Annotated in this window: 20 protein-coding genes; 13 read left to right on the plus strand and 7 right to left on the minus strand. The window is 55.7% G+C overall.

The features are described 5' to 3' along the window. Positions 1-285 precede the first annotated feature (285 nt). On the plus strand, positions 286-1,461 hold the full coding sequence (nhaA, locus tag BJF97_RS04795) for a Na+/H+ antiporter NhaA (RefSeq protein WP_014227862.1): 1,176 nt from the start codon (positions 286-288) through the stop codon (positions 1,459-1,461). A gap of 52 nt (positions 1,462-1,513) precedes the next feature. Further along, positions 1,514-2,413, plus strand: a complete 900-nt coding sequence (gene nhaR / locus BJF97_RS04800; RefSeq protein ID WP_014227863.1) for a transcriptional activator NhaR — start codon at positions 1,514-1,516, stop codon at positions 2,411-2,413. 166 nt (positions 2,414-2,579) lie between these two features. Here nhaR and rpsT read toward each other — a convergent pair whose 3' ends face one another. Continuing rightward, complete coding sequence (gene rpsT / locus BJF97_RS04805; RefSeq protein WP_003018940.1) at positions 2,580-2,843, minus strand: 30S ribosomal protein S20; 264 nt, start codon at positions 2,841-2,843, stop codon at positions 2,580-2,582. Positions 2,844-3,173: 330 nt separating this feature from the next. Here rpsT and ribF point away from each other — a divergent pair, with 330 nt between their 5' ends. The 6 genes from ribF (at position 3,174) to rihC (ending at position 9,906) form a co-directional block, all read left to right on the plus strand. Beyond that, positions 3,174-4,112 (plus strand): bifunctional riboflavin kinase/FAD synthetase, encoded by a 939-nt coding sequence (gene ribF, locus BJF97_RS04810; protein WP_004098483.1) that lies wholly within the window; start codon positions 3,174-3,176, stop codon positions 4,110-4,112. A 44-nt stretch (positions 4,113-4,156) separates the two neighbouring features. Beyond that, complete coding sequence (gene ileS / locus BJF97_RS04815; protein WP_014227864.1) at positions 4,157-6,973, plus strand: isoleucine--tRNA ligase; 2,817 nt, start codon at positions 4,157-4,159, stop codon at positions 6,971-6,973. Continuing rightward, positions 6,973-7,473 (plus strand): signal peptidase II, encoded by a 501-nt coding sequence (lspA, locus tag BJF97_RS04820; RefSeq protein ID WP_004098485.1) that lies wholly within the window; start codon positions 6,973-6,975, stop codon positions 7,471-7,473. The genes ileS and lspA overlap by 1 nt, the downstream gene beginning before the upstream one ends. Positions 7,474-7,524: 51 nt before the next feature. Next, entirely contained in the window at positions 7,525-7,974 is a 450-nt protein-coding gene (gene fkpB, locus BJF97_RS04825; RefSeq protein ID WP_004098486.1) for an FKBP-type peptidyl-prolyl cis-trans isomerase, read from the plus strand. A gap of 1 nt (position 7,975) precedes the next feature. After that, positions 7,976-8,926, plus strand: coding sequence for a 4-hydroxy-3-methylbut-2-enyl diphosphate reductase (ispH, locus tag BJF97_RS04830; RefSeq protein ID WP_014227866.1), 951 nt, complete (start codon positions 7,976-7,978; stop codon positions 8,924-8,926). 65 nt (positions 8,927-8,991) lie between these two features. Next, a complete protein-coding gene (rihC, locus tag BJF97_RS04835) occupies positions 8,992-9,906 on the plus strand; it encodes a ribonucleoside hydrolase RihC (RefSeq protein ID WP_025108499.1) in 915 nt (304 codons plus the stop codon). Between the two features lie 28 nt (positions 9,907-9,934). Here rihC and BJF97_RS04840 read toward each other — a convergent pair whose 3' ends face one another. Then, on the minus strand, positions 9,935-10,873 hold the full coding sequence (locus BJF97_RS04840; protein ID WP_014227868.1) for a LysR family transcriptional regulator: 939 nt from the start codon (positions 10,871-10,873) through the stop codon (positions 9,935-9,937). Positions 10,874-11,153: 280 nt separating this feature from the next. Here BJF97_RS04840 and BJF97_RS04845 point away from each other — a divergent pair, with 280 nt between their 5' ends. The 4 genes from BJF97_RS04845 (at position 11,154) to BJF97_RS04860 (ending at position 17,477) form a co-directional block, all read left to right on the plus strand. Beyond that, positions 11,154-12,209, plus strand: coding sequence for a 4-oxalomesaconate tautomerase (locus tag BJF97_RS04845; protein WP_032694607.1), 1,056 nt, complete (start codon positions 11,154-11,156; stop codon positions 12,207-12,209). A 108-nt stretch (positions 12,210-12,317) separates the two neighbouring features. Beyond that, positions 12,318-13,751 carry an anion permease gene (locus BJF97_RS04850; protein ID WP_004098491.1) on the plus strand — a complete coding sequence of 478 codons (1,434 nt, stop codon included), beginning with the start codon at positions 12,318-12,320 and terminating at the stop codon, positions 13,749-13,751. Positions 13,752-13,859: 108 nt separating this feature from the next. Further along, positions 13,860-15,119: an SLC13 family permease gene (locus BJF97_RS04855; RefSeq protein WP_032694606.1), complete on the plus strand. Its 1,260-nt coding sequence runs from the start codon at positions 13,860-13,862 to the stop codon at positions 15,117-15,119. A gap of 69 nt (positions 15,120-15,188) precedes the next feature. Beyond that, the gene (locus BJF97_RS04860) at positions 15,189-17,477 is read left to right on the plus strand and encodes a hydratase (protein WP_032694605.1); all 2,289 of its coding nucleotides are present in this window, start codon (positions 15,189-15,191) and stop codon (positions 17,475-17,477) included. A 66-nt stretch (positions 17,478-17,543) separates the two neighbouring features. Here the strand turns inward: BJF97_RS04860 and BJF97_RS04865 are convergent, their stop codons facing one another. Continuing rightward, a complete protein-coding gene (locus BJF97_RS04865; protein WP_032694604.1) occupies positions 17,544-18,488 on the minus strand; it encodes a LysR family transcriptional regulator in 945 nt (314 codons plus the stop codon). 92 nt (positions 18,489-18,580) lie between these two features. On the opposite strand from BJF97_RS04865, the gene BJF97_RS04870 reads away from it, so the two are divergent. Beyond that, complete coding sequence (locus BJF97_RS04870; RefSeq protein WP_070082849.1) at positions 18,581-19,210, plus strand: hypothetical protein; 630 nt, start codon at positions 18,581-18,583, stop codon at positions 19,208-19,210. Positions 19,211-19,255: 45 nt separating this feature from the next. On the opposite strand, the gene citB is transcribed toward BJF97_RS04870, so the two are convergent. From citB to oadA, 4 genes are all read right to left on the minus strand, one after another. Then, a complete protein-coding gene (gene citB / locus BJF97_RS04875) occupies positions 19,256-19,954 on the minus strand; it encodes a citrate response regulator transcription factor CitB (RefSeq protein ID WP_004098499.1) in 699 nt (232 codons plus the stop codon). Then, positions 19,947-21,575: a citrate sensor histidine kinase CitA gene (gene citA / locus BJF97_RS04880; RefSeq protein WP_014227876.1), complete on the minus strand. Its 1,629-nt coding sequence runs from the start codon at positions 21,573-21,575 to the stop codon at positions 19,947-19,949. Before citA ends, citB begins: the two co-directional genes overlap by 8 nt. Before the next feature lie 230 nt (positions 21,576-21,805). Beyond that, positions 21,806-23,107, minus strand: a complete 1,302-nt coding sequence (locus BJF97_RS04885; RefSeq protein WP_070082850.1) for an oxaloacetate decarboxylase subunit beta — start codon at positions 23,105-23,107, stop codon at positions 21,806-21,808. Positions 23,108-23,122: 15 nt separating this feature from the next. Beyond that, entirely contained in the window at positions 23,123-24,892 is a 1,770-nt protein-coding gene (gene oadA / locus BJF97_RS04890; protein ID WP_070082851.1) for a sodium-extruding oxaloacetate decarboxylase subunit alpha, read from the minus strand. Positions 24,893-24,896 lie beyond the last annotated feature (4 nt).

Raw genomic sequence — 24,896 nt, forward strand, 5'->3', positions numbered from 1 at the left:
CGGCAACCGCTCATGCATCATCCCATTCACGCTAAGCTAATACGCATAACCATGAAGATGGCGATACGGATTCTTTCCTTATGGCCGTTGAGGATGGGGCTGGCGTACCTCTGACTTCCTGTTCGGACAACGCAGCGTCACCCATTGACGAGCGGACGGCCAATCTCTTGATGAGGGTTAATTCGTAAAAAACGAATGTAATGGCAATTTAAAACTGATTTTTTCGAGGTTTCCGCATATGTATTATGCTTTTATCGAGTTGTTTGCGGATATGGTGAGGTAAAAGTGAAACATCTGCAGCGTTTTTTTCAGAGCGATGCTTCCGGGGGCATTATCTTAATCCTGGCCGCTATCATGGCCATGTTATTAGCCAATACCGGCATGACCAGCGGCCTGTATCGCTCTTTCCTGGAAACGCCCGTCCAGCTGCGCATCGGTGCGTTAGAGATCAACAAGAACATGCTGTTGTGGATTAACGACGCGCTGATGGCGGTATTTTTCCTGCTTATCGGTCTGGAAGTGAAGCGTGAAATGAATCAGGGGGCATTGGCCAGCCGTCGCCAGGCGGTGTTTCCGGTGGTCGCGGCGTTGGGCGGAATGGTGGTTCCGGCGCTGGTCTACCTGGCGTTTAACGGCCAGGATGCGATTGCCAGAGAAGGGTGGGCAATTCCGGCCGCCACCGATATTGCCTTCGCGCTGGGCGTGCTGGCGCTGCTGGGGAATCGGGTGCCCGCCGCGCTGAAGATTTTCCTGATGGCGCTGGCCATTATCGACGATCTGGGCGCCATTATTATTATTGCGCTGTTCTATACGCACGATCTTTCCGTCGTCTCATTGGTTGTCGCTGCCGGAGCCATTGCTGTGCTGGCGGGGTTAAATCTGTGCGGCGTACGGCGTACCGGGATCTATATTCTGGTGGGCGCCATACTCTGGACCGCGGTTCTTAAGTCGGGGGTTCACGCAACGCTGGCCGGGGTCATTGTCGGCTTTATGATCCCGCTAAAAGAGCAGAACGGCAAATCGCCGGCGAAGCAGCTTGAGCACGTGCTGCATCCGTGGGTGGCATTCCTGATCCTGCCCCTGTTCGCCTTCGCTAACGCGGGCGTTTCTTTGCAGGGCGTCACGGTAGAAGGGCTGACCTCACTGCTGCCGTTGGGTATTATTGCCGGGCTGTTTATCGGTAAGCCGTTGGGTATTAGCGTCTTCTGCTGGCTGGCGCTGAAGCTGAAATGGGCTTCGTTACCCGAAGGAACCACCTGTAAGCAAATTATGGCGGTCGGCATCCTGTGTGGGATTGGCTTCACAATGTCGATTTTTATTGCCACCCTGGCCTTCGGTAGCGTCGACCCCGGATTGATCAACTGGGCCAAGCTTGGCATCCTGATTGGATCGATATTATCGGCCGTCACGGGATACATAATATTGCGTAAGCGCGTAACGGATTCGGGCTACGCGGCTTAACATCTCACGGAGAGCCGCTACGGCTCTCCTGGACATTATCAGGGAGAGAAGCATGTCGCATATCAACTACAACCACCTGTACTACTTCTGGCATGTCTACAAAGAGGGCTCCGTTGTTGGCGCGGCGGAAGCGCTGTTCCTGACGCCGCAGACCATTACCGGGCAAATTAAGGCGCTGGAAGAACGCCTGCAGGGGAAATTGTTCAAGCGTAAAGGAAGGGGGCTGGAGCCTAGCGAATTAGGTGAATTGGTGTTCCGCTATGCGGATCGCATGTTTACGCTGAGCCAGGAAATGCTCGACATCGTTAACTACCGTAAAGAGTCGAATCTGCTGTTTGATGTTGGCGTTGCGGATGCGCTGTCGAAAAGGTTGGTGAGCGGCGTACTGGATGCCGCCGTCGTCGAGAATGAACAGATCCATTTACGCTGCTTCGAGTCGACCCACGAAATGCTGCTGGAGCAGCTAAGCCAGCATAAACTCGATATGATTATCTCCGACTGCCCCATCGATTCCACCCAGCAGGAAGGGCTGTTTTCGGTGAAAATCGGCGAGTGCAGCGTGAGCTTCTGGTGCATGAATCCGCCGCCGGAAAAACCGTTCCCCGGCTGTCTGGAAGAACGCCGTTTGCTGATCCCCGGCCGCCGTTCTATGTTAGGGCGCAAGCTGCTGAACTGGTTTAACTCGCAGGGTTTGCAGGTGGAGATTCTGGGCGAGTTTGATGATGCGGCGTTGATGAAGGCCTTCGGCGCGGCGCACAATGCGATATTTGTCGCGCCGACGCTCTATGCGCATGATTTCTATAGCGATGAGTCGATAGTCGAGATCGGACGCATGGACAACGTCATGGAGGAGTATCACGCCATCTTTGCCGAACGAATGATCCAGCATCCAGCGGTGCAGCGTATTTGTCATCGCGACTATTCGGCGCTCTTTACGCCGCCTCAGGCATAGGCCAGAACGGTTTCTTGCCGCGCGGAAAATACCCCACCAGTTCATGCGGAAGCATGAGCTGGCTGCGATAACCAGAACGCGAGTCGTGACGTATTACGTGATAAACGACAGGCATAAAAAAACCCGCTTTCGCGGGTTTTTTTACAAAGCGACAACAAGCAGGCGATTAAGCCAGTTTGTTGATCTGAGCGGTCAGGTTTGCTTTATGACGCGCAGCTTTGTTTTTGTGGATCAGACCTTTAGCAGCCTGACGGTCCACGATTGGTTGCATTTCGTTAAATGCTTTCAGTGCAGTAGCTTTGTCGCCAGCTTCAATAGCTGCGTATACTTTCTTGATGAAAGTACGCATCATAGAGCGACGGCTAGCGTTGTGCTTGCGGGCCTTTTCAGACTGAACGGCGCGCTTCTTAGCTGATTTGATATTAGCCAAGGTCCAACTCCCAAATGTGTTCTATATGGACAATTCAAAGGCCGAGGAGAATGCCCGTTTAGCCTTCTTTTGTCAATGGATTTGTGCAAATAAGCGTCGTTTAAACCAACAACGCTTTATTACGTAGTGATGGCGCAAGATTCTACCAGCTTGTTGCAGGCGAATACAGCCTTTCGACCATAAAAATCGACGACGCTGGAGAGATTTTCCCGCAATCTCGCGCTGAGTGAATGAATTCCCGGGATCTTTCGGTGAAGAGGTGCAATCGCTGGTTAACGTCGCCAGTTGTACAAGGTATACTCGGACGATTTTCACTGTTTTGAGCCAGACATGAAGCTGATACGCGGCATACATAATCTCAGTCAGGCCCCGCACGGGTGCGTGCTGACCATTGGAAATTTTGACGGCGTGCATCGCGGGCACCAGGCATTATTGCAGCGTTTGCGCGCAGAAGGTCGCCAGCGTGGCTTACCGGTGGTGGTGATGATTTTTGAACCACAGCCGCTTGAGCTTTTTGCCGCCGATAAAGCGCCCGCGCGTTTAACGCGCCTGCGTGAGAAGCTGAATTATCTGGCCGAAAGCGGCGTCGATTACGTACTGTGCGTGCGCTTCGATCGGCGCTTTGCGGCATTGACCGCCCAGGACTTTATCAGCGAACTGCTGGTGCGCCAGCTGGGCGTCCAGTTCCTCGCCGTTGGCGATGATTTCCGCTTTGGCGCCGGTCGCCAGGGGGATTTCTTGTTACTGCAAAAAGCCGGCGTGGAGTTCGGCTTTGACGTCACCAGCACTCAAACCTTCTGTGAAGGCGGCGTGCGCATCAGCAGCACGGCGGTACGTCAGGCGCTGGCGGACGACGATCTGCCCCTCGCGGAGACGCTGCTGGGGCATCCGTTTACTATCTCCGGTCGCGTCGTGCACGGCGATGAACTTGGGCGCACAATAGGCTTCCCGACGGCGAATTTACCGCTGCGCCGTCAGGTTTCCCCCGTAAAAGGGGTCTATGCGGTAGAAGTGACAGGGCTTGGCGACAAACCTTTTATGGGCGTCGCCAACATTGGTACTCGTCCAACGGTCTCCGGCGTGCGTCAGCAGCTGGAAGTTCATCTCCTGGATGTTGTAATGGACCTCTACGGTCGCCATATAGATGTAATACTGCGTAAAAAAATACGTAATGAGCAGCGATTTGCGTCGCTTGATGAGCTGAAAACGCAAATCGCACGTGATGAGTTAACGGCCCGCGACTTCTTTGGGCTAACCGGCCAGGCATAACCCTGACGGTGTTTATCAAACCGAAATACGGAACCGAGAATCTGATGAGTGACTATAAATCGACCCTGAATTTGCCGGAAACAGGGTTCCCGATGCGCGGCGACCTCGCCAAGCGTGAACCGGGAATGCTGGCGCGTTGGACCGATGATGACCTGTACGGCATCATTCGTGCAGCCAAAAAAGGCAAAAAAACCTTCATTCTGCATGATGGCCCTCCTTATGCGAATGGCAGCATTCATATTGGTCACTCGGTTAACAAGATTCTGAAAGACATTATCGTTAAGTCCAAAGGGCTGGCGGGCTATGACTCTCCGTACGTACCGGGCTGGGACTGCCACGGTCTGCCGATCGAGCTGAAAGTGGAGCAAGAGTACGGTAAGCCGGGTGAGAAATTCACCGCCGCCGAGTTCCGCGCTAAGTGCCGCGAATACGCCGCCACCCAGGTTGACGGACAGCGTAAAGACTTTATCCGTCTGGGCGTGCTGGGCGACTGGTCGCACCCGTACCTGACCATGGACTTCAAAACCGAAGCCAACATCATCCGCGCGCTGGGTAAAATCATCGGCAACGGCCATCTGCACAAAGGCGCTAAGCCGGTGCACTGGTGCGTAGACTGCCGTTCCGCGCTGGCGGAAGCGGAAGTCGAGTATTACGACAAAACCTCTCCGTCCATCGACGTGGCGTTCCACGCGGCCGATAAAGCGGCGGTGCTGGCGAAATTTGGCGTGGCCGACGTCAACGGCCCGGTTTCTCTGGTTATCTGGACCACCACCCCGTGGACCCTGCCGGCGAACCGCGCCATCTCGCTCTCCCCGGAGTTTGACTATGCGCTGGTGCAGGTTGACGGTCAGGCGCTGATTCTGGCAAAAGACCTGGTCGACAGCGTGATGAAGCGCGCCGGCATTGCTGATTACACCATCCTGGCGGTGGTGAACGGCGCCGAGCTGGAACTGATGCGCTTTAAGCATCCGTTCCTCGATTTTGACGTCCCGGCGATCCTGGGCGATCACGTCACGCTGGACGCGGGTACCGGTGCGGTGCATACCGCGCCAGGCCACGGTCCGGATGACTATGTCATCGGTCAAAAATATGGCCTTGAAGTGGCGAACCCGGTTGGCCCGGACGGCGCCTATCTGCCGGGAACCTACCCAACGCTGGACGGCGTAAACGTCTTTAAAGCCAACGATGTTGTCGTTGCGCTTCTGTCAGAAAAAGGCGCGCTGCTGCACGTTGAAAAAATGCAGCACAGCTACCCGTGCTGCTGGCGTCACAAAACGCCGATCATCTTCCGCGCCACGCCGCAGTGGTTCGTGAGCATGGATCAAAAAGGCCTGCGCAAACAGTCGCTTTCCGAAATCAAAGGCGTGCAGTGGATCCCTGACTGGGGCCAGGCGCGTATCGAATCGATGGTCGCCAACCGTCCTGACTGGTGTATCTCCCGTCAGCGCACCTGGGGCGTACCGATGTCGCTGTTCGTGCATAAAGAGACGCAGGAGCTGCATCCGCGCACGCTGGAACTGATGGAAGAAGTGGCGAAACGCGTAGAAGTCGACGGCATCCAGGCGTGGTGGGATCTCGATTCCCGCGACATCCTCGGCGCCGACGCGGATAGCTACGAGAAGGTGCCGGATACGCTGGACGTCTGGTTTGACTCCGGGTCGACCCACTCTTCCGTCGTTGACGTGCGTCCGGAGTTCGCCGGTCACGCCGCCGATATGTATCTGGAAGGCTCCGACCAGCACCGCGGCTGGTTTATGTCATCCCTGATGATCTCTACCGCGATGAAGGGCAAAGCGCCTTACCGCCAGGTACTGACCCACGGCTTTACCGTTGATGGCCAGGGCCGCAAGATGTCCAAGTCTATCGGCAACACCGTTTCTCCGCAGGACGTGATGAACAAGCTGGGCGCGGATATTCTGCGCCTGTGGGTGGCTTCCACCGACTACACCGGCGAAATGGCGGTCTCTGACGAGATCCTCAAACGCGCCGCTGACAGCTATCGTCGTATCCGTAACACCGCGCGCTTCCTGCTGGCGAACCTCAACGGTTTCGATCCGGCAAAAGATATGGTGAAACCGGAAGAGATGGTCGTGCTGGACCGCTGGGCAGTAGGCTGCGCGCAAGCGGCTCAGGACGATATCGTCAAAGCCTACGAATCCTACGACTTCCACGAAGTGGTGCAGCGCCTGATGCGCTTCTGCTCCATCGAAATGGGCTCGTTCTGGCTCGATATCATTAAAGATCGCCAGTACACCACCAAGGCTGACAGCATCGCGCGTCGTAGCTGCCAGACCGCGCTGTACCATATTGCCGAGGCGCTGGTGCGCTGGATGGCGCCGATCATGTCCTTCACCGCTGACGAAATCTGGGGTTACCTGCCGGGCGACCGCGAGAAATACGTCTTTACCGGCGAATGGTATACCGGCCTGTTTGGCCTGGACGCTGACGAAGCGATGAACGACGGCTTCTGGGACGCGCTGCTGAAGGTGCGTGGCGAAGTCAACAAGGTTATCGAACAGGCTCGTACGGACAAGCAGGTGGGCGGCTCTCTGGAAGCGGCGGTAACGCTGTACGCCGATGCCGATCTCGCGGCGAAGCTGAACGCGCTGGGCGATGAATTGCGATTTGTCCTGTTGACCTCAGGGGCGAACGTTGCCGATTATGCGCAGGCTCCGGCCGACGCGTGGCAGAGTGAACTGCTCAAAGGTCTGAAAGTCGTGCTGAGCAAAGCCGAAGGTGACAAGTGCCCGCGCTGCTGGCATTACACCACGGATATCGGCAAGGTGGCGGAACACGCGGATATCTGCGGACGCTGTGTCAGCAACATCGCCGGTGACGGCGAAAAACGTAAGTTTGCCTGATGAGTAAACCGATTTGTTCAACGGGGCTACGCTGGCTGTGGGTCGTCGTAGCCGTGCTGATTATCGATTTAGGCAGTAAATTCCTGATCCTCCAGAACTTCGCTCTGGGGGATACGGTATCGCTGTTCCCATCGCTTAATCTGCACTATGCGCGCAACTATGGCGCGGCTTTTAGCTTCCTCGCCGACAGCGGCGGCTGGCAGCGCTGGTTCTTCGCCGGTATCGCTATCGGTATCTGCGTGATCCTTGCGGTGCTGATGTATCGTTCTAAGGCGACGCAAAAGCTGAATAATATTGCCTACGCCCTGATTATTGGCGGCGCGCTGGGGAATTTATTCGACAGGCTGTGGCATGGTTTTGTCGTCGATATGATCGATTTCTACGTCGGGAACTGGCACTTCGCCACCTTCAACCTCGCCGATACCGCTATCTGCATCGGCGCGGCGCTGATTGTGCTGGAAGGCTTCTTACCGAACGCGGCTGCGAAGAAACAGGCGTAACAAAACTCGCCCGGCGGCGCTGCCGCCGGGCAAAACAAGTGAGCAACCTGCATGTCTAAATCAGTACAGAGCAACAGTGCGGTGCTGGTGCACTTCACCTTAAAGCTCGACGATGGCTCCACCGCAGAGTCAACCCGCAATAACGGTAAACCCGCGCTCTTTCGCCTGGGCGATACCTCGCTTTCTGAAGGTCTTGAACAGCATCTGCTGGGGCTGAAAGAAGGGGATAAAACCACCTTTTCGCTGGAGCCGGACGCCGCGTTTGGCGTACCGAGCCCGGACCTGATTCAATATTTCTCGCGCCGGGAGTTTATCGACGCGGGCGAGCCGGAAGTCGGCGCGATAATGCTCTTTACCGCAATGGATGGCAGCGAAATGCCCGGCGTGATCCGCGAAGTGAACGGCGATTCGATCACCGTTGATTTCAATCATCCGCTGGCCGGGCGTACCGTTCATTTTGATGTTGAAGTGCTGGAGATCGATCCGGCGCTGGAGGGGTAAGATGCAGATTCTGTTGGCTAACCCGCGCGGCTTCTGCGCAGGCGTTGACCGCGCTATCAGCATTGTTGAAAATGCGCTGACGCTATACGGCGCGCCGATCTACGTGCGTCATGAAGTCGTGCACAACCGCTATGTTGTCGACAGCCTGCGTCAACGCGGCGCTATTTTTATCGAGCAGATTAGCGAAGTGCCGGACGGCGCCATCCTGATTTTCTCCGCCCACGGCGTCTCTCAGGCCGTTCGCAACGAGGCGAAAAGCCGCGATTTGACGGTTTTTGACGCCACCTGCCCGCTGGTGACTAAAGTGCATATGGAAGTCGCCCGCGCCAGCCGCCGCGGCGAAGAGTCGATTCTGATTGGCCACGCCGGTCACCCGGAAGTGGAAGGCACCATGGGGCAGTACAGCAACCCGCAGGGGGGGATGTACCTGGTGGAATCGCCGGACGATGTCTGGACGCTGGACGTGAAAAACGACGCTAAGCTGTCGTTTATGACCCAGACGACGCTCTCCGTCGACGATACCTCCGACGTGATTGACGCTCTGCGCGAGCGCTTCCCGAAAATCGTCGGGCCGCGTAAAGATGATATCTGCTACGCCACGACTAACCGTCAGGAAGCCGTCCGCGCGCTGGCCGGGCAGGCCGACGTGGTGCTGGTGGTGGGGTCGAAGAACTCCTCTAACTCTAACCGCCTGGCCGAGCTGGCGCAGCGGATGGGGAAAGCGGCCTATCTGATCGACGACGCGACCGATATCCAGGAAGCCTGGGTCAAAGAAGCGGATTGCGTCGGCGTGACCGCGGGCGCATCGGCGCCGGATATCCTGGTACAGAACGTGATTTCGCGTTTGCAGGAGCTGGGCGGCGGCGAAGCGGTGCCGCTGGAAGGCCGCGAAGAGAACATCGTTTTCGAGGTGCCGAAAGAGCTGCGCGTAGATGTCCGTGAAGTAGAGTAAGTTCTTTTTCGCCGCAGTATGAGAAGATGCCAGACTTAACGTCTGGCATTTTTTATGGAGAAACGATGCGCTTACCTATCATTCTGGATACCGATCCCGGCATTGATGACGCCGCGGCGATTGCCGCCGCGCTGTTCGCCCCCGAGCTTGATTTGCAACTGATGACCACGGTGGCGGGCAACGTGTCGGTGGAGAAAACGACCCGCAACGCCCTTCAGCTTCTGCATTTCTGGAACGCTGATGTTCCCCTGGCCCAGGGCGCGTCGATGCCGCTGGTTCGCCCTCTGCGCGACGCCGCCTCGGTGCACGGCGAGTCCGGTATGGAAGGCTACGATTTCGTTGAACATCACCGCCAGCCGCTGGCGAAACCGGCGTTTCAGGCGATCCGCGACGCGCTGATGCACGCCCCGGAGCCGATGACCCTGGTGGCGATCGGCCCGTTAACCAACATTGCGCTTCTGCTGACCCAGTACCCGGAATGCCGCTTTAATATCCGTCGCCTGGTGATCATGGGCGGCTCCGCCGGGCGCGGCAACTTTACGCCGAATGCGGAATTTAACATCGCCATCGACCCCGAAGCGGCGGCTAAAGTGTTCAACAGCGGGCTGGATATCGTCATGTGCGGGCTGGACGTCACCAATCAGGCGATGCTGGCGCCGGATTACCTCGCCACTCTGCCAACGTTGAATCAGACCGGGAAAATGCTGCACGCTCTGTTTAGCCACTACCGTAGCGGCAGCATGAGCAGCGGGCTGCGTATGCACGACCTGTGCGCGATTGCGTGGTTGGTTCGCCCGCAGCTCTTTACCCTTGAACCATGCTTTGTGGCGGTAGAAACCCAGGGTACATGGACCTCAGGCACCACGGTGGTTGATATCGAAGGCAGGCTGGGCCAGCCGGCAAATGCACGGGTGGCGCTGGGGCTGGACGTCGAAGGATTTCAGCGCTGGGCGGCCGAGGTGATTGCCCTGGCGCCTTAACCGGGGGACGAAGCGGCCGGCGCGGCGCTCAGGTATTGTGAGTGGCATCAACGACGTTGCGCCATAGCGCGCCCGCTTCATCCGTCCACATAAGCAGTAATAGCGAAGCTAATCGTTCCGCCGCCGCGGAGAGAGGTCTGTTCTTTACGCGGATCATACCAAGCGTCCGCCGGATAACCGGCTCCACGAGCGGAACGCTCACGACGGTGCTATTGCCGCTATGGGGCATAGCCAGACAGGGAAGCGCCGAGACGCCCAGTCCGGCTTCGACAAGGCCGAGCGAGGTCGACAAATGCCTGACTTCATAAAACCAATCCAGTCGCCAGGGCTTATCCGCCAGGCATTTCTCTATTAACTGTCGGTTGCCGCTTGATTTCCTGACGCCGATTAAGGTCTGGCTCACCAGTTCCCGCCATTCGACTAATTTTCGACACGCCAGAGGGTGGTCTTGCCGACAGGCCAGAACAAAAGGTTCATTCACCAGGGGGATAAAATCGATGTCTGGATATGTGATGAAGTTCATGTTTATTCCAAAATCGACTTCGCCTTTTCGTACCGAGTTCATGCACGTTTCTATACCTTGTTCATAAATTCGTACTTTGATGTTGGGGTAGTTTTTATTAAATTGCACGATAGCGCGCGGTAAAAAGTAAAATACGGCGGTCGGAATGCAAGATAGCGTAACGGTATCATGTAATTGAGAAGTTGAATCGTTGAGGTTAAATATTGCCGCATCAAGACTGGAAATCAACGCTTTGGCCTTGGGGAGCAGTATTTTTCCGGCCTGGGTAAGCGCAAGTTTTCGCGTGGTTCGTTCGAACAGCGCAATATTCAGATGACTCTCTATTTTTTTTATCTTTTTGGTGAGTGCCGGCTGCGAGAGGCTGAGCTGCTCGGCGGCTTTGCTAAATGAGCCAAGCTCTGCCACCGTGACAAAGGCTTTCATACCGGATAGTTCATTTTTCATTATTGCTCCGTAGGGTTTAATAAGCGTTGTTCTAAGTAGACGACAAGTCATTATTAAGCAGACATGCTTTTTTATTAATACTTAGCAGGAATAACTCTTATGGCAAAATTTTATCAACCAGCGAAATTCTTGCAAGTAGAATGAATCGGTAAAATATCTGACGTGATTTATCTGGCCGTTAATTAAGTAAATAAAAATCTTAAAGAACATAAAACCAATTAAATTCACGCGGCGTTTTATTCAATTCTTCTATTTATTTCTGGCGGATAAGGAACATGCTATGAAGAGCATTCCCTGTGTATTAATGCGTGGAGGGACATCAAAAGGTGCCTTTCTATTAGCAGATGATTTACCTAAGGATATTCAGAAACGTGATGAGTGCTTGTTAACCATAATGGGATCCGGTCACGAGCTGGAGATTGACGGTATTGGCGGAGGGAGCCCGCAAACCAGTAAAGTGGCCATTATTAGTCAATCCCTAAGCGACAAAGCGGATATCGATTATCTGTTTGTTCAGGTCATCGTCAATGAACGGCGGGTGGATACGACGCCAAACTGCGGCAATATGCTGTGCGCGGTTGGCGGCTTTGCCATTGAACATGGGTTGGTTAAGGCGGTGTCGCCGGTTACGCGAGTGCGTATAAGAAATGTGAACACCAATACCTTTGTTGACGCTGACGTTCAAACACCAGATGGAAAGGTTATTTATGAAGGCGATACGCAAATCGATGGCGTTCCAGGCCATGCCGCGCCGGTTGCGCTGACTTTTTTGAATGCCGCGGGCGCAAAATCCGGCCAGCTTTTCCCAACGGGCAATCGTATGGAAGTTTTTGATAATGTGCGAGTGACCTGTATTGATATGGCGATGCCTATGGTGGTGATCCCGGCCCAGAGTCTGGGAAAAACCGGATATGAATCTGCCAGCGAATTAGATCGGGATACAGCCTTACTCAAATCGCTGGAATCTATTCGCCGTCAGGCCGGGAAGGCGATGGGGTTTGGGGATGTGAGCAATATGGTTATCCCTAAACCGGTTCTGATTTCTCCGGGGCTAAGCGGCGGAACGCTAAATGTACGTTATTTTATGCCGCATAACTGTCATAAATCGCTGGCGATTACCGGCGCTATCGGTCTGGCAAGCGCATGCATTATTCCAGGCACCATTGCGAATGAACTGACGAAGCTATCGGGCGATGGCGTTATTACGGTCGAACACCCCAGCGGGGGGATCGACGTCGATTTAAGTCATACAGCTGAGCGCCCGGAGGATATTCGGGCATCGGTTATACGTACCGCGCGGAAAATCCTTTCAGGAACGGTTTACATCCCCGAATAAATATCCACCCTCCGCTTATCTATCAATCCACCGTAGAAGAGGAGAGGGGAGGCATGTGAATACGTTCAGCAAGCATCCTCAAATATTGAGTGCAGGTAAGGAATGGAAATGCAAAATAATAAATTATGGAAGCTGCTTGTTATTATAGCAATACCGTTACTCATCAGTTTATGCCCGGCGCCGGAAGGATTATCAACACTTGCCTGGGTATTATCCGGTATCTATCTGGCAGCGATTGTAGGTTTAGTGATTAAACCGTTTTCTGAACCCGTGGTACTGCTGATCGCCGTTGCGGCATCAATGGTGATTGTGGGCAATTTGGGTGACGGTTCGATAAAAGCCGCCAGCGTATTAAGCGGATATTCATCAGGTACCACCTGGTTAGTCTTTTCTGCATTTACCCTGAGCGCGGCATTTGTGATTACCGGATTGGGTAAAAGAATTGCTTATATTCTTATCGGCAAGATTGGCAGCACGACGTTGGGCCTTGGCTATGTTACCGCTTTTCTTGACCTGATTCTGGCGCCCGCCACGCCGTCGAATACGGCCCGCGCCGGCGGCATCGTCTTACCCATAATCAATAGCGTCGCCGTCGCCTTAGGGTCAGAGCCGGAGCGGAGCGCGAAGCGCGTGGGCCACTACCTCATGCTGAACATCTATATGGTCACTAAAACGACCAGCTACATGTTCTTCACCGCCATGGCCGGGAATATCCTCGCGCTGAAAATGATCGAAGATATTTGCCACATAAAATTAAGCTGGGGAGGTTGGGCGCTGGCCGCAGGACTACCTGGCATCATTATGTTGCTGCTGACGCCGCTGATTACCTACAAGCTGTATCCGCCAGAATTAAAGCGGGTTGATAATAAAAAGATTGCTCAGACAGGCATAGACGCTTTGGGGCCGATGACGGTGCGGGAAAAGATGCTGTCTTGCCTCTTTGTTCTTGCGCTCGGCGGTTGGGTATTCAGCAGCGCCCTGGGGGTCAATGAGTCTACCGTTGCAATCTGCGTAATGGCGCTGATGCTGGTATTGAAAATCGTCACCTGGGATGACGTGATTAAGAATAAAGGAGGATGGAATACGCTCATCTGGTACGGGGGTATTATTGGTTTAAGCTCATTGCTCTCTAAGGTTGGATTTTTCGTATGGCTTGCAGAGGCGCTTAAAAATAATATTTCCTTTGATGGCCACGGCAATGTCGCTTTTATTGTGATTGTCGCACTGAGCATATTGGTTCGTTATTTCTTCGCGTCAGGGAGTGCTTATATTGTCGCCATGGTACCGGTCTTTGCCATGCTGGCGAATGTTTCTGGCGCACCGATAATGCTCACCGCGCTCGCGCTATTATTCAGCAACTCTTATGGGGGCATGGTAACCCACTACGGCGGTGCGGCTGGGCCAGTTATTTTTGGCGTTGGCTATAATGATATCAAATCATGGTGGATTATTGGTGGGATATTAGCATTGCTGACTTTTATTCTGCAAATCACCCTCGGGGTATGGTGGTGGGAGATGTTAATCGCCTGGGGAGTAATTTAAATAATCTTTAAGGAGATGAAGGTTTGCCCGGGCATCCTCTGATGCCCGGGGGGAAGTCCTCTTATTAAGAAAACATAGCCTTTTAGCAAGGTGAGGTGCGATATATTTATGTCTCCAGTTACGATTACGTTGTCGCTATTGGTTTTTTCTATTGTCATGTTTGTTTGGGAAAAAATACCTTTAGCGGTAACGGCCATGATTGTTTGTATTACTCTGGTGGTGACCGGGGTTTTTGATGTCAAAACGGCTTTTGCCGGTTTTATTAATCAAAATGTGATTTTGTTTGTGGCTATGTTTGTGGTTGGCGGCGCCTTATTCGAAACCGGGGTGACGGATAAAATTGGTAGTATGGTTACACGCTACGCCAGGACAGAAAAGCAGCTGATAGTCGTCATTATGCTGGTCTGCGGAACGCTTTCCGGGCTGCTATCCAATACCGGCACGGCGGCGGTCCTCATTCCTGTGGTGATTGGCGCAGCGATGAAATCAGGATATGCCCGGTCGCGCTTGCTTATGCCGCTGGCTTTTGCCTCGGCGCTGGGGGGAAATTTATCGCTGATCGGCTCACCCGGCAATCTTATCGCGCAGTCGGCGCTGGAGCAGGTTGGTCAACGCTTCGGGTTTTTTGAATATGCTAAGTTAGGCATTCCGATGCTGGCCTGCGGCATACTCTATTTTGTGACGATCGGCTATCGCATATTGCCAAAAACGAATGTGGCCCAGCGTCAAAGTGTTAATAATATTAAAGCGCAGGCATGCCCGAAATATAAGCAGGTGATTGCGCTATCGGTATTAATCCTGACCGTACTGGGCATGATATTTGAAAAACAGCTGGGTTTGCCGATTGCGATCGTCGGTTCAATTGGCGCATTGTCGTTGATTGTGACCCGGGTTATTACGGAAAAACAGGCTTACCAGGCTATCGACTCGCAGACGATTTTCCTCTTCGGCGGCACTCTGGCATTAGCAAAAGCGCTGGAAACCACCGGCGCTGGCGCCATTATGGCGCGCTCAATTATCGCGTTATTAGGCCAGCAGGCGTCGCCTTTCTTACTTCTGAGCGCCGTATTGATAATCTCCTGCGCGTTAACCAATTTCATGTCGAATACGGCAACCGCCGCTTTATTAATGCCGATTGGCCTGTCTATTGCTCATTCTATGGGCGCCGATCCCCGGGCGGTGTTAATGGCGATTGTTATCGGCTGTTCATGTGCTTACGCAACGCCGGTGGGCACCCCGGCTAATATGATGATTTTTTCCGCGGGTGGCTACAAATTTGTCGATTACGTTAAGGTTGGATTGCCGCTTATTTTGATATCGGTCATTGTCAGCTTTATTTTGCTGCCTGTTTTCTTCCCATTTTATTAATCGCGGTCAGCCATTTTTACCGAATGGCTAATGTCAGGCGTGTTTTTTCAACATCTAAGGATATATGTGATGATTAAATTGTATGACCACGGAGTCTATATATCACATCAGCACGGTATTATTGCTGCTGATAAGGGGTCAGTCGCGTTAGATAAGCATGAGGCGCGCAAGGGAACGATCTCGTGGACGATCCTCTCCGCCCATAATACTTCAGGGAACGAACAGCAGTTAAAAATTAAATTTGATTCAATGGCCTCCCACGATATTACTTTTGTGGGCATCATCCAGACTGCTAAGGCCTCGGGAATGGAACGTTTTCCATTACCCTATGTTCTGACGAATTGCCATAATTCGCTTTGCGCTGTCGGCGGCACTATCAACAGCGACGATCATATATTTGGTTTGTCCTCAGCGCAAAAATATGGCGGTATTTATGTCCCGCCCCATATCTCAGTTATTCATCAATATATGCGCGAGATGATGGCCGGCGGTGGGAAAATGATCCTGGGCTCAGACAGCCATACGCGCTATGGCGCTTTAGGGACCATGGCGGTTGGCGAGGGGGGCGGCGAGTTGGTTAAGCAACTGCTCGGAGAGACCTGGGATATTGATTATCCTGAGATTGTCGCCGTGTATTTGACAGGGAAACCCTCGCCCGGCGTTGGCCCTCAGGATATTGCCCTGGCGATAATTGGCGCGGTGTTCGAGCGCGGTTATGTGAAAAATAAAGTTATGGAGTTTGTGGGGCCTGGGGTGGCGACAATGTCTACCGACTTCAGGAATAGCGTAGATGTGATGACCACGGAGACCACCTGTTTATCGTCCATCTGGCAAACGGATGAAGAGACAAAAAACTACCTGCGTATTCACGGCAGGGAACAAGACTATTGTCCGCTCTCAGCAAAAGAGATGGCCTACTATGATGGCTGCATAGAAGTGAATTTAAGCACCATCAAGCCGATGATCGCCTTGCCTTTTCACCCTGCCAACGTATATGAAATTGATACGCTTAATGAGAATTTGCAGGATATTTTGCACGAGGTTGAGATTGCGGCGGATAACATTTCCCAGGGACGCGCCAGGCTCTCCCTGCTGGATAAAGTCGAACATGGAAAGCTGCGGATTCAGCAGGGGATCATCGCCGGCTGCGCTGGCGGAAATTATGTTAACGTGGTCGAAGCGGCTCATGCCTTGAAAAATCACGCCTGCGGCGATAGCGCTTTCTCTCTCGCGATATACCCCTCTTCCCAGCCGGTGTTGATGGACCTGACTAAAAAGGGCATGACCACCGCGTTATTGAGCGCCGGCGCAATTATGCGTACCGCATTTTGCGGCCCCTGCTTCGGCGCAGGCGACACGCCCATGCATAATGGACTGAGCATTCGCCACACGACGCGTAATTTTCCCAACCGGGAAGGGTCCAAACCCGGGAATGGGCAAATGTCGGCCGTTGCGCTGATGGATGCCCGCTCCATAGCGGCGACGGCTGCCAATGGGGGCGTGCTGACATCGGCTTCCGCGCTCGATTGCTGGGAAGACATTCCGCAGTATGAATTTGATGCTTCACCTTATCGGAGCCGTGTTTATCAAGGGTTTATTAAAGGAGCGTCCCGCCAATCGCTGATCTACGGCCCCAATATAAAAGACTGGCCGGAGATGAGTGAGCTGACGGACAATATTTTGTTAAACGTGACCTCAAAAATCATGGATCCGGTGACCACCACCGATGAACTGATTCCATCAGGCGAAACCTCATCATTTCGCTCCAATCCGTTAGGGCTGGCTGAGTTTACCCTTTCGCGACGCGATCCGGGCTATGTCGGCCGTAGTAAGAAGATTGCGGCGCTGGAAAAATTACGAATCGAGGGGGACGATCCTTGTCGTCTGGAGCCGCAGCTTGAGGCGGTTTTTTCCCGGATCCGCCAACTTCCGGGGCAGGAAAATGTCACGCTTGAGCAGACGGAGATTGGCAGCATGGTTTATGCGGTCAAACCCGGCGATGGTTCCGCCCGAGAGCAAGCCGCCAGCTGCCAGAGAGTCCTTGGTGGCCTGGCAAATATTGCCCAGCAGTATGCCACGAAGCGCTATCGTTCGAACGTGATTAACTGGGGAATGCTGCCATTGCAGATGAAGGCGCTGCCGGAGTTTGAGGTCGGCGACTTCATCTATATCCCGGGGATCAGGTCAGCCCTGGAAACCGATCTGCGTCAGATTACCGCGTTCGTGATCGGCCACGAGCGCCCCATTAAAGAGCTCTCTCTTTACATGGAGGGGCTCACCTCAGCAGAGCGGGAGATAATTAAGGCGGGAAGCCTGATTAATTATAATAAATTACGCTTAACAACCCACCATCAGTAAACGATATTGATCATCAAGATGAATCAACGGGGGTGATATTGCATCCCCGTTTTTATTCATAGCCGCTTATTCCGTGGTTTTCGATCGCGGCGCTAAAGCTGGGCTGCCTGAAGCCGGCTTCATCTTCTCGCTAAGATAATCAATCATCGCCCGCATTCTGGCGGGCATATGCTTATTGCCCGACCACAGTAGCCAGAGCTTGCCGGAATAGCGGCTGATAAACTCCCACTCCGGTAAAACCTGCACAATCTCGCCGCGCGCCAGCGCCTCACGGGCGGTAAACAGCGGCAGGCTGCCGATGCCCAGATTCTGCTTCACGGCATCGAGGCGCACGGCGGTATGGTTGGCGGCGTAGCGGCCATGAGTCTGAATTGTTTCCGTTTTCCCCCCGCGGCGGAACTTCCAGCGCGAATCGGCGGGCGTCTCGCCAAGGCTGATACAGCTATGTTCGCGCAGATCCTGCGGCGTTTGCGGCGTTCCATAGTGCTCCAGATAGCCGGGCGTCGCGCAGATGACGTGGCTGATAGTCATCAAAGGCTTACCGTGCAGCCCCGGCGAGGGGGTAGGGGTGATACGCAGCGCCAGATCGATGCCGTCATCAATAAAATCGAGAACCCGATCCTCAAGCCGCAGACAGACGTCGATCTTCGGGTAGCGGTTAAAAAATTCCAGCATCAGCGGGTGAATGGCAAACCGGCCCACGGCTTTCGGCACGCTGAGCGTGAGCTTGCCCTGCGCCACCGCCTGGGTACTGCTGGCGGAGTCCATGGCCAGACGCGCCGATTCCAGCATCTCCAGCGCATGTTCATACACCATTTTCCCGGCATCGCTGAGGCGCAGCTTGCGCGTGGTGCGGTGCAGCAGCTTGCAGCCCATCTCCTGCTCCAGGCGCGAGACGCTGCGGCTGATCGCCGAAGGCGTTGCGCCGGCCTGGCGTGCGACGGCGGAGAAGCTGCCCTGTTCCACAATCTGTACGAACAGGGCGAGGTCGGGCAGTAGGCTCAGATTCATTTGTGCTTCCGGAGCAAAATTGCGTTGATGTCAGGCGGGATTATCGCCGCCAGCAATATCAATATACTGTCCTGACAGAGAGGAGGACAACCATGACTGAACGCCTTTATTACACCAGCGACGCCGAGGAATGCCTTGCGCAAGTCGTCAACTGCCTGAGCGAAGCCGATGGCCGCTATGCCATTGAGCTGGATCGCACGCTGTTTCACCCGCAGGGCGGCGGGCAGCCGGCGGATCGCGGCTGGATTGCCGGCCTCGCCGTCGAGGGCGTGGTTAGCCGCGGCGATAGCGTGGCGCATATCGTTTCACAGCCGCTGCCGGCCGGCGAGGTCACGATCCGCATCGATCCAGAGAGCCGGCGGCTGCACGCGCGTCTGCACTCCGCCGGGCACGCGCTTGCCCAGGCCGGGGAGCTGTCGGGCTGGCAGCCGATCAAAGGACATCACTGGCCGGGAGAAAGCCGTATTATTTTTGCCCCAGGCGCGCATGGCGGGCTGCCCGAGGCCAGCGCGCTGCTGGAAAAAGTTGAGGCCTGGCAGGCAGACAATTTACCGCGTCAGCTTACTTTTGCCGATGGCCTGCGCAAGGTCGGGTTCGGCGACATGCAGAGCTATCTCTGCGGCGGGACGCACGTGGCCAGCCTGTCCGAACTGGGTAAAGTCGTCATTTCCCAGGTGAAGATGAAAAAAGGGCAAATTATTGTCAGCTACACGGTGGAATAAGCGAGTGAAAAGGAGATGCACACTCAACAGGGCATCTCCCGGTGCTTAAATATGCGCAGGATGTTTACCGTGATAAATCCGCTCCGGTCTGCCGACTTTGCCATAGCTGATTTCAGCCTCAAGGAAATCGTTTTTAACGCCCTGCTCAAGGTAGCGGCGGGCGGTGGTTTTACTACTGCCGAGAATACGGGCCAGGGTGTCTGCGGTATGGACCGTTTCCGGGTCGGCAAAGAGCTGTAATACCCGATTAAAGGTGCTCTCATCAATACCCCGCAGCGGAGAGCCTGCGGCTTCCGCGTGCTCTTTTGCCTGGATATTGAACAGGGCGTCAACATGGGTCTGGCTTGCCTGCTCGCTTGAGCGAAGAGAGCTGCGATAGCGGGCAAAACGCTCAAGCGTATGCTGCAGGCGCTGATAGTGAACGGGTTTAATCAGGTAATCAAAAACGCCCATCCGCAGGGCTTCGCTGATGGTATCCATATGGTTGTCGGCGGTGATGAAAATGATGCGCCCTTTATAATGAGTATTGACGGCGTGGCGGATCAAATCGAGTCCTTTGCCATCGGGTAAGAAGTTATCCAGCAGGGTGAGCTGGGGCTGATAGAGGCGAAGCATCTTTTTTGCGCTTTCCAGTTTATCCGCAATGCCAATGACTTCGAACTGGGGAAATTGCTTGATGGTATCCACCAGAATTTCCGCCAGCATAGGTTCGTCTTCAACGATGAGAGTGGTGATGCTATCCATGGTGTTCATCTCGGGTCAGGGGGATATAAAGGGTAAAAATAGTGCCAAAAGGGATGTTGTCATCGACGACGATATTGCCGCCCGCCTGCTCAACGTAGCTGCGAACCAGCCAGAGTCCGATGCCGTGATCGCCGCTGTCGCTGCTGGTCACGCCGCGCTCAAAAATACGATCGCGCAGCGATTCCTCAATCCCGCAGCCCTGGTCGGCGATCTCGACGATCGCTTCGCCGCCCTCGCTGTTGATCAGGCATTCGATCTGCTTTGAACCTGCCGGCTGACGTAGGGCAGCGTTGTAGGCGTTATCCAACAAATTGCCGACGATCGAGATCCATTCATTATGCGACAGCGAAGAGGGGAGAGTTTCAACGTGGCAGGCGGGATCGAAGACCAGCTCTAATCCGAGCTCTTTGGCGCGGTAATATTTGCCGATCAGCAGCCCGGCAAGGTGGTTCACTTTAAAATTGCGGGCAATAAAATCGAGCACTTTCTGGTGGCTCTCAGACTGCTGCTGAATAAGATCCAGCGCGTTATCGTAGCGTTTTAAAAACAGCAGCCCGGCAATGGTGGAGATCAGATTGCGATGCTCGTGCTGTACGGCGCGCAGGTTATCCGCGTACTGCTGGACCTGGCTGAGCTGCAGGCTCAGAGTGTTGATATCGTCTTTACTGCGAAAGCTAATGACCCAGCCCTGGGGCTCGTTATTAAGCGTGACGGCCATACGGCTGGCGATCACTTTAATCTGATTAAAAGTGACGATTTCGTCTTTTTTATTTGTCTGCGGCGCGTCATAGAAGAATGCCTCCTGAGAGATGACGCTGCTGATGCTTTTGCCAATCAGAATGGTTTCCGGCTGGCTCAGGTTTAATAGCCTCCTTGCGGTTTGATTGATGGCGGTAATTCGGTAGTGGGAGTCAATGGCTATCAGCCCCTCAAAGACCGATTCAAACAGGACGCTCTGCTGGATAAGCAGCTGTGAGAGCTGCTGTGGTTCCATATTCAGCATCTGTTTTTTGATATGCAGCGAGAAGCGCCGGGCGCAGTAGAGCAGCAGAAGCAGCATGATCGCCATCGGGATCATCAGCGATCCGATTTGCAGACTCAGCCAGTTTTCTAACTGTTCGATGGTGTAGCCCACCGATACAATACCGATCACCTTCCCGGTGCTGTCCTGGATCGGCGACTTGCCGCGTAATGACGAACCGAGCGATCCTTTACGCACCGACACGTAGCTTTTGGCGTTATACAGCGCCTCGTCGCTGTCTCCGCCTTCCATCGATTTACCGATTTCCTCTGGATTCACGTGATACAGGCGCCTGCCTTTCGCGTCACCGACGGTGATATAGGTGGCGTCGGAAAACGATCGCATCGGGTCGATAAGTTCTTTAATGCGCGGTAAATCGTGCTTTTCTACCGCGTCAACCAGTTCAGGCATGGCGGAGATCTGCATGGCCTGAATCAGCGCGCGCTGTCCCACCTGGTAATGCAGGCGTTCCTCCGTAATGCTGGTGAGATACCATGACATGGCCAGCATCACGATTGTCGAGGTAAACAGGATCAACAGGAAGATGCGGTTCTGAAACGAACGTCGGGCAAACCAGTGCGTGATTTTTCGGGCAAACATTGGGCGAATTGACATCAAAAGGTCATTTTCTCTTTTTTAGGGGCCGACGGCGCTGAATCGGCCCACAGATTTACTGATTTCAGAACACATCCAGTAGGAATACGACGTTTTACGTACCACCCGATCGGGCTTTTGCGCCGTAGCCTGGGGTATTTCCCGGAGGCGGCGCGCGGCGCCCGTCCGGGCGGGTAGCCCGGCTAAGCGCAGCGCGAGCCGGGAACAACACGTTTTTACATCGCCAGCACGTACTTGAGCATCACCCCGGCGGCAATCGCCGAGCCAATCACCCCCGCCACGTTCGGGCCCATCGCGTGCATCAGCAGGAAGTTCTGCGCGTCCGACTCCAGACCCACCTTGTTTGACACCCTGGCCGCCATCGGCACCGCCGACACCCCGGCCGAGCCAATCAGCGGGTTGATTTTGTTCCGGCTGCACAGGTTCAGCAGCTTTGCCATCAGCACCCCCGCCGCCGTCCCCACGCAGAACGCAATCACCCCCAGCACCAGTATCCCCAGCGTCTGCGGCTGCAGGAACTTGTCCGCCACCAGCTTGGCCCCCACCGACAGCCCGAGGAAAATGGTCACGATATTTATCAGCCCGTTCTGCACCGTGTCGCTCAGGCGCTCCACCACCCCGCTCTCGCGCATCAGGTTGCCGAAGCAGAACATCCCCAGCAGCGGCGCCGCGTCCGGCAGCAGCAGCGCCACCAGCAGCAGCAGCACCGCCGGAAAGAGGATTTTTTCCCGCTTACTCACCGTGCGCAGCTGCACCATGCGGATTTTCCGCTCCTTCTCGCTGGTCAGCGCCTTCATAATCGGCGGCTGGATTAACGGCACCAGCGCCATATACGAGTACGCCGCCACCGCGATGGCCCCGAGTAATTCCGGCGCCAGCTTGCCCGACAGATAAATCGCCGTCGGGCCGTCCGCGCCGCCGATGATGCCGATGGCCGCCGCCTGCGGCAGGGTGAAGCTGATGATGCCGAAGTAGTTCAGCGTCAGCGCCCCCATCACCGTGGCGAAGATGCCGAACTGCGCCGCCGCCCCCAGCAGCAGGGTGCGCGGGTTGGCCAGCAGCGGGCCGAAGTCGGTCATCGCCCCGACGCCCATAAAAATCACCAGCGGGGCGATACCCGAGCCGATGGCGACCTTATAGAAGATGGCCAGCACCCCGGCGGAGTAGCCCATATCCACGGCGAGCTCCTCCATCTGCCCCTGCACCGACGGCAGGGCCAGCGCCAGCGCCTCCCTGATGGCGTGGACATCCGGCGTACAGTGGAGCTTCGCGGCAATCACCGCCAGCTGTCCGGCGTCGTGGTGCGCCAGCAGGCTCTCCAGGGCGGTCAGCGCCAGCCCGGCCTCCGGGATATTCGACAGCAGACCGCCGAAGCCAATCGGCAGCAGCAGCAGCGGCTCGAACTTCCTCGCGATGGCCAGCCACAGCAGCAGCAGGCTCACCAGCAGCATGACGGCCTGGCCGGCGCCGAGGTGCATCAGCCCCATGCCCTGAATCAGGGCGTTCAGACTTTCCATTTCCGTTCCTCTTCCTTACGCCAGGCTCAGCAGGGTGTCGCCCACCGCCACCGCGTCCCCGGATTTCACCGCGATACCGCGCACGGTCCCGGCCTGCGCGGCGCGGATTTCGGTTTCCATCTTCATGGCTTCCAGAATCAGCAGCACGTCGCCCTCGGCCACCGTCTGGCCTTCCGTGGCAATGACCTTCCAGATGGTACCCGCCAGCGGCGCGGTCACCGGGGTGCCGGCGCCTGCCGGGGCGGCTGCGGGGGCCGTGGCCTGAACGGGGGCCGCTGCCGTCAGCGGGCTGATATCGCCGCCGTCGCTGACCTTCACCACAAAGGCCTTGCCTTCCACTTCCACGGTGTAGACGCCGGAGGCGGCCGGTTTCTCTGCTTTCACAGCAGGTTTGACCTCTTCAGCCTGCGGTACCGGCTCAAAGGCCGCCGGGTTGTGGCGGTTCTCAAGGAACTTCAGGCCGACCTGCGGGAACAGGGCCACGGTGAGCACGTCGTCGATGGCGTTGTCGGCAAGCTGAATATTCTTCTCCTGCGCCTGGCGCTTCACGTCGGCTTCCAGCTGCGCCAGCTCCGGCTTCAGCAGGTCCGCCGGACGGCAGGTGATGGCCTCTGCTCCGTCCAGCACGCGCGCCTGTAATGCCGCGTTCACCGGCACCGGGGTGTGGCCGTACTCGCCCTTCAGTATCCCGGCGGTCTCCTTCGCGATGGTTCTGTAGCGTTCGCCGGTCAGCACGTTAAGCACCGCCTGGGTGCCGACAATCTGCGAGGTCGGAGTGACCAGCGGGATAAAGCCGAGGTCCTCACGCACCCGGGGGATTTCCGCCAGCACCTCATCCAGACGGTGGGCGGCGTTCTGCTGCTTCAGCTGGCCCTCGAGGTTGGTGAGCATCCCGCCCGGCACCTGGGCCACGAGGATACGGCTGTCGGTGCCCTTCAGCTGGCCTTCAAAGGCGTGATATTTCCTGCGCACCTCGCGGAAGTACGCCGCGATGCTCTCAAGCTTCAGGATATCCAGCCCGGTGTCGTGCTCAGTACCCGCCAGGGTGGCGACCAGCGCCTCGGTGGCCGGGTGGCCGTAGGTGGCGCTCATGGAAGAGATGGCGGTATCGACGCCGTCAACCCCCGCTTCAATCGCCTTCAGCAGGGCCATCTCCGCCATCCCGGTGGTGGCATGAGCATGCAGGTGCAGCCTGACGTCATAGCGTTTTTTGATTTCGCTCACCAGCTCGAAGGCCGCCATCGGGGTGAGAATGCCGGACATGTCCTTAATCGCGATGGAATCGACGCCGGTCTCCAGCAGCTGTTCGGTCAGGTCGAGCCAGGTCTGCAGGGTGTGGGCCGGACTGGTGGTGTAGGAGAGCGTGCCCTGGGCGTGGGCGCCGTGGCTGCGCACCGCCTGCAGGGCGGCCTGCATATTGCGCGGGTCGTTCATGGCGTCGAAGACGCGGAACACGTCCATGCCGTTTTTGACGGCGCGCTCGACGAAGCGCTGCACCACGTCATCGGCGTAGTGGCGGTAGCCGAGCAGGTTCTGGCCGCGGAGCAGCATCTGCAGCGGGGTCTTCGGCATGGCCTTTTTGAGCTCGCGCAGGCGGACCCAGGGGTCCTCGCCGAGGAAGCGGATGCAGGCGTCAAAGGTGGCGCCGCCCCAGCATTCAAGGGACCAGTAGCCCGCGTCATCGAGGGCGGCCGCAACGGGGAGCATATCGTCGAGGCGCAGGCGGGTGGCGAAAAGGGACTGGTGGGCGTCGCGCAGGACGACATCGGTAATGGCAACGGTCATGGAT

The organism is Klebsiella sp. LTGPAF-6F (assembly GCF_001753185.1).
Classification (GTDB): Bacteria; Pseudomonadota; Gammaproteobacteria; order Enterobacterales; family Enterobacteriaceae; genus Klebsiella; species Klebsiella michiganensis.

Coding starts and splice junctions, on each gene's coding strand:
- BJF97_RS04845 (WP_032694607.1), top strand. CDS start 11,154: ATGAAGAGCATTCCCTGTGTATTAATGCGTGGAGGGACATCAAAAGGT.
- fkpB (WP_004098486.1), top strand. CDS start 7,525: ATGTCTAAATCAGTACAGAGCAACAGTGCGGTGCTGGTGCACTTCACC.
- BJF97_RS04870 (WP_070082849.1), top strand. CDS start 18,581: ATGACTGAACGCCTTTATTACACCAGCGACGCCGAGGAATGCCTTGCG.
- ileS (WP_014227864.1), top strand. CDS start 4,157: ATGAGTGACTATAAATCGACCCTGAATTTGCCGGAAACAGGGTTCCCG.
- BJF97_RS04860 (WP_032694605.1), top strand. CDS start 15,189: ATGATTAAATTGTATGACCACGGAGTCTATATATCACATCAGCACGGT.
- BJF97_RS04865 (WP_032694604.1), bottom strand. CDS start 18,488: ATGAATCTGAGCCTACTGCCCGACCTCGCCCTGTTCGTACAGATTGTG.
- BJF97_RS04885 (WP_070082850.1), bottom strand. CDS start 23,107: ATGGAAAGTCTGAACGCCCTGATTCAGGGCATGGGGCTGATGCACCTC.
- BJF97_RS04850 (WP_004098491.1), top strand. CDS start 12,318: ATGCAAAATAATAAATTATGGAAGCTGCTTGTTATTATAGCAATACCG.
- ribF (WP_004098483.1), top strand. CDS start 3,174: ATGAAGCTGATACGCGGCATACATAATCTCAGTCAGGCCCCGCACGGG.
- BJF97_RS04855 (WP_032694606.1), top strand. CDS start 13,860: ATGTCTCCAGTTACGATTACGTTGTCGCTATTGGTTTTTTCTATTGTC.
- citB (WP_004098499.1), bottom strand. CDS start 19,954: ATGGATAGCATCACCACTCTCATCGTTGAAGACGAACCTATGCTGGCG.
- lspA (WP_004098485.1), top strand. CDS start 6,973: ATGAGTAAACCGATTTGTTCAACGGGGCTACGCTGGCTGTGGGTCGTC.
- BJF97_RS04840 (WP_014227868.1), bottom strand. CDS start 10,873: ATGAAAAATGAACTATCCGGTATGAAAGCCTTTGTCACGGTGGCAGAG.
- nhaR (WP_014227863.1), top strand. CDS start 1,514: ATGTCGCATATCAACTACAACCACCTGTACTACTTCTGGCATGTCTAC.
- ispH (WP_014227866.1), top strand. CDS start 7,976: ATGCAGATTCTGTTGGCTAACCCGCGCGGCTTCTGCGCAGGCGTTGAC.
- citA (WP_014227876.1), bottom strand. CDS start 21,575: ATGTTTGCCCGAAAAATCACGCACTGGTTTGCCCGACGTTCGTTTCAG.
- rihC (WP_025108499.1), top strand. CDS start 8,992: ATGCGCTTACCTATCATTCTGGATACCGATCCCGGCATTGATGACGCC.
- oadA (WP_070082851.1), bottom strand. CDS start 24,892: ATGACCGTTGCCATTACCGATGTCGTCCTGCGCGACGCCCACCAGTCC.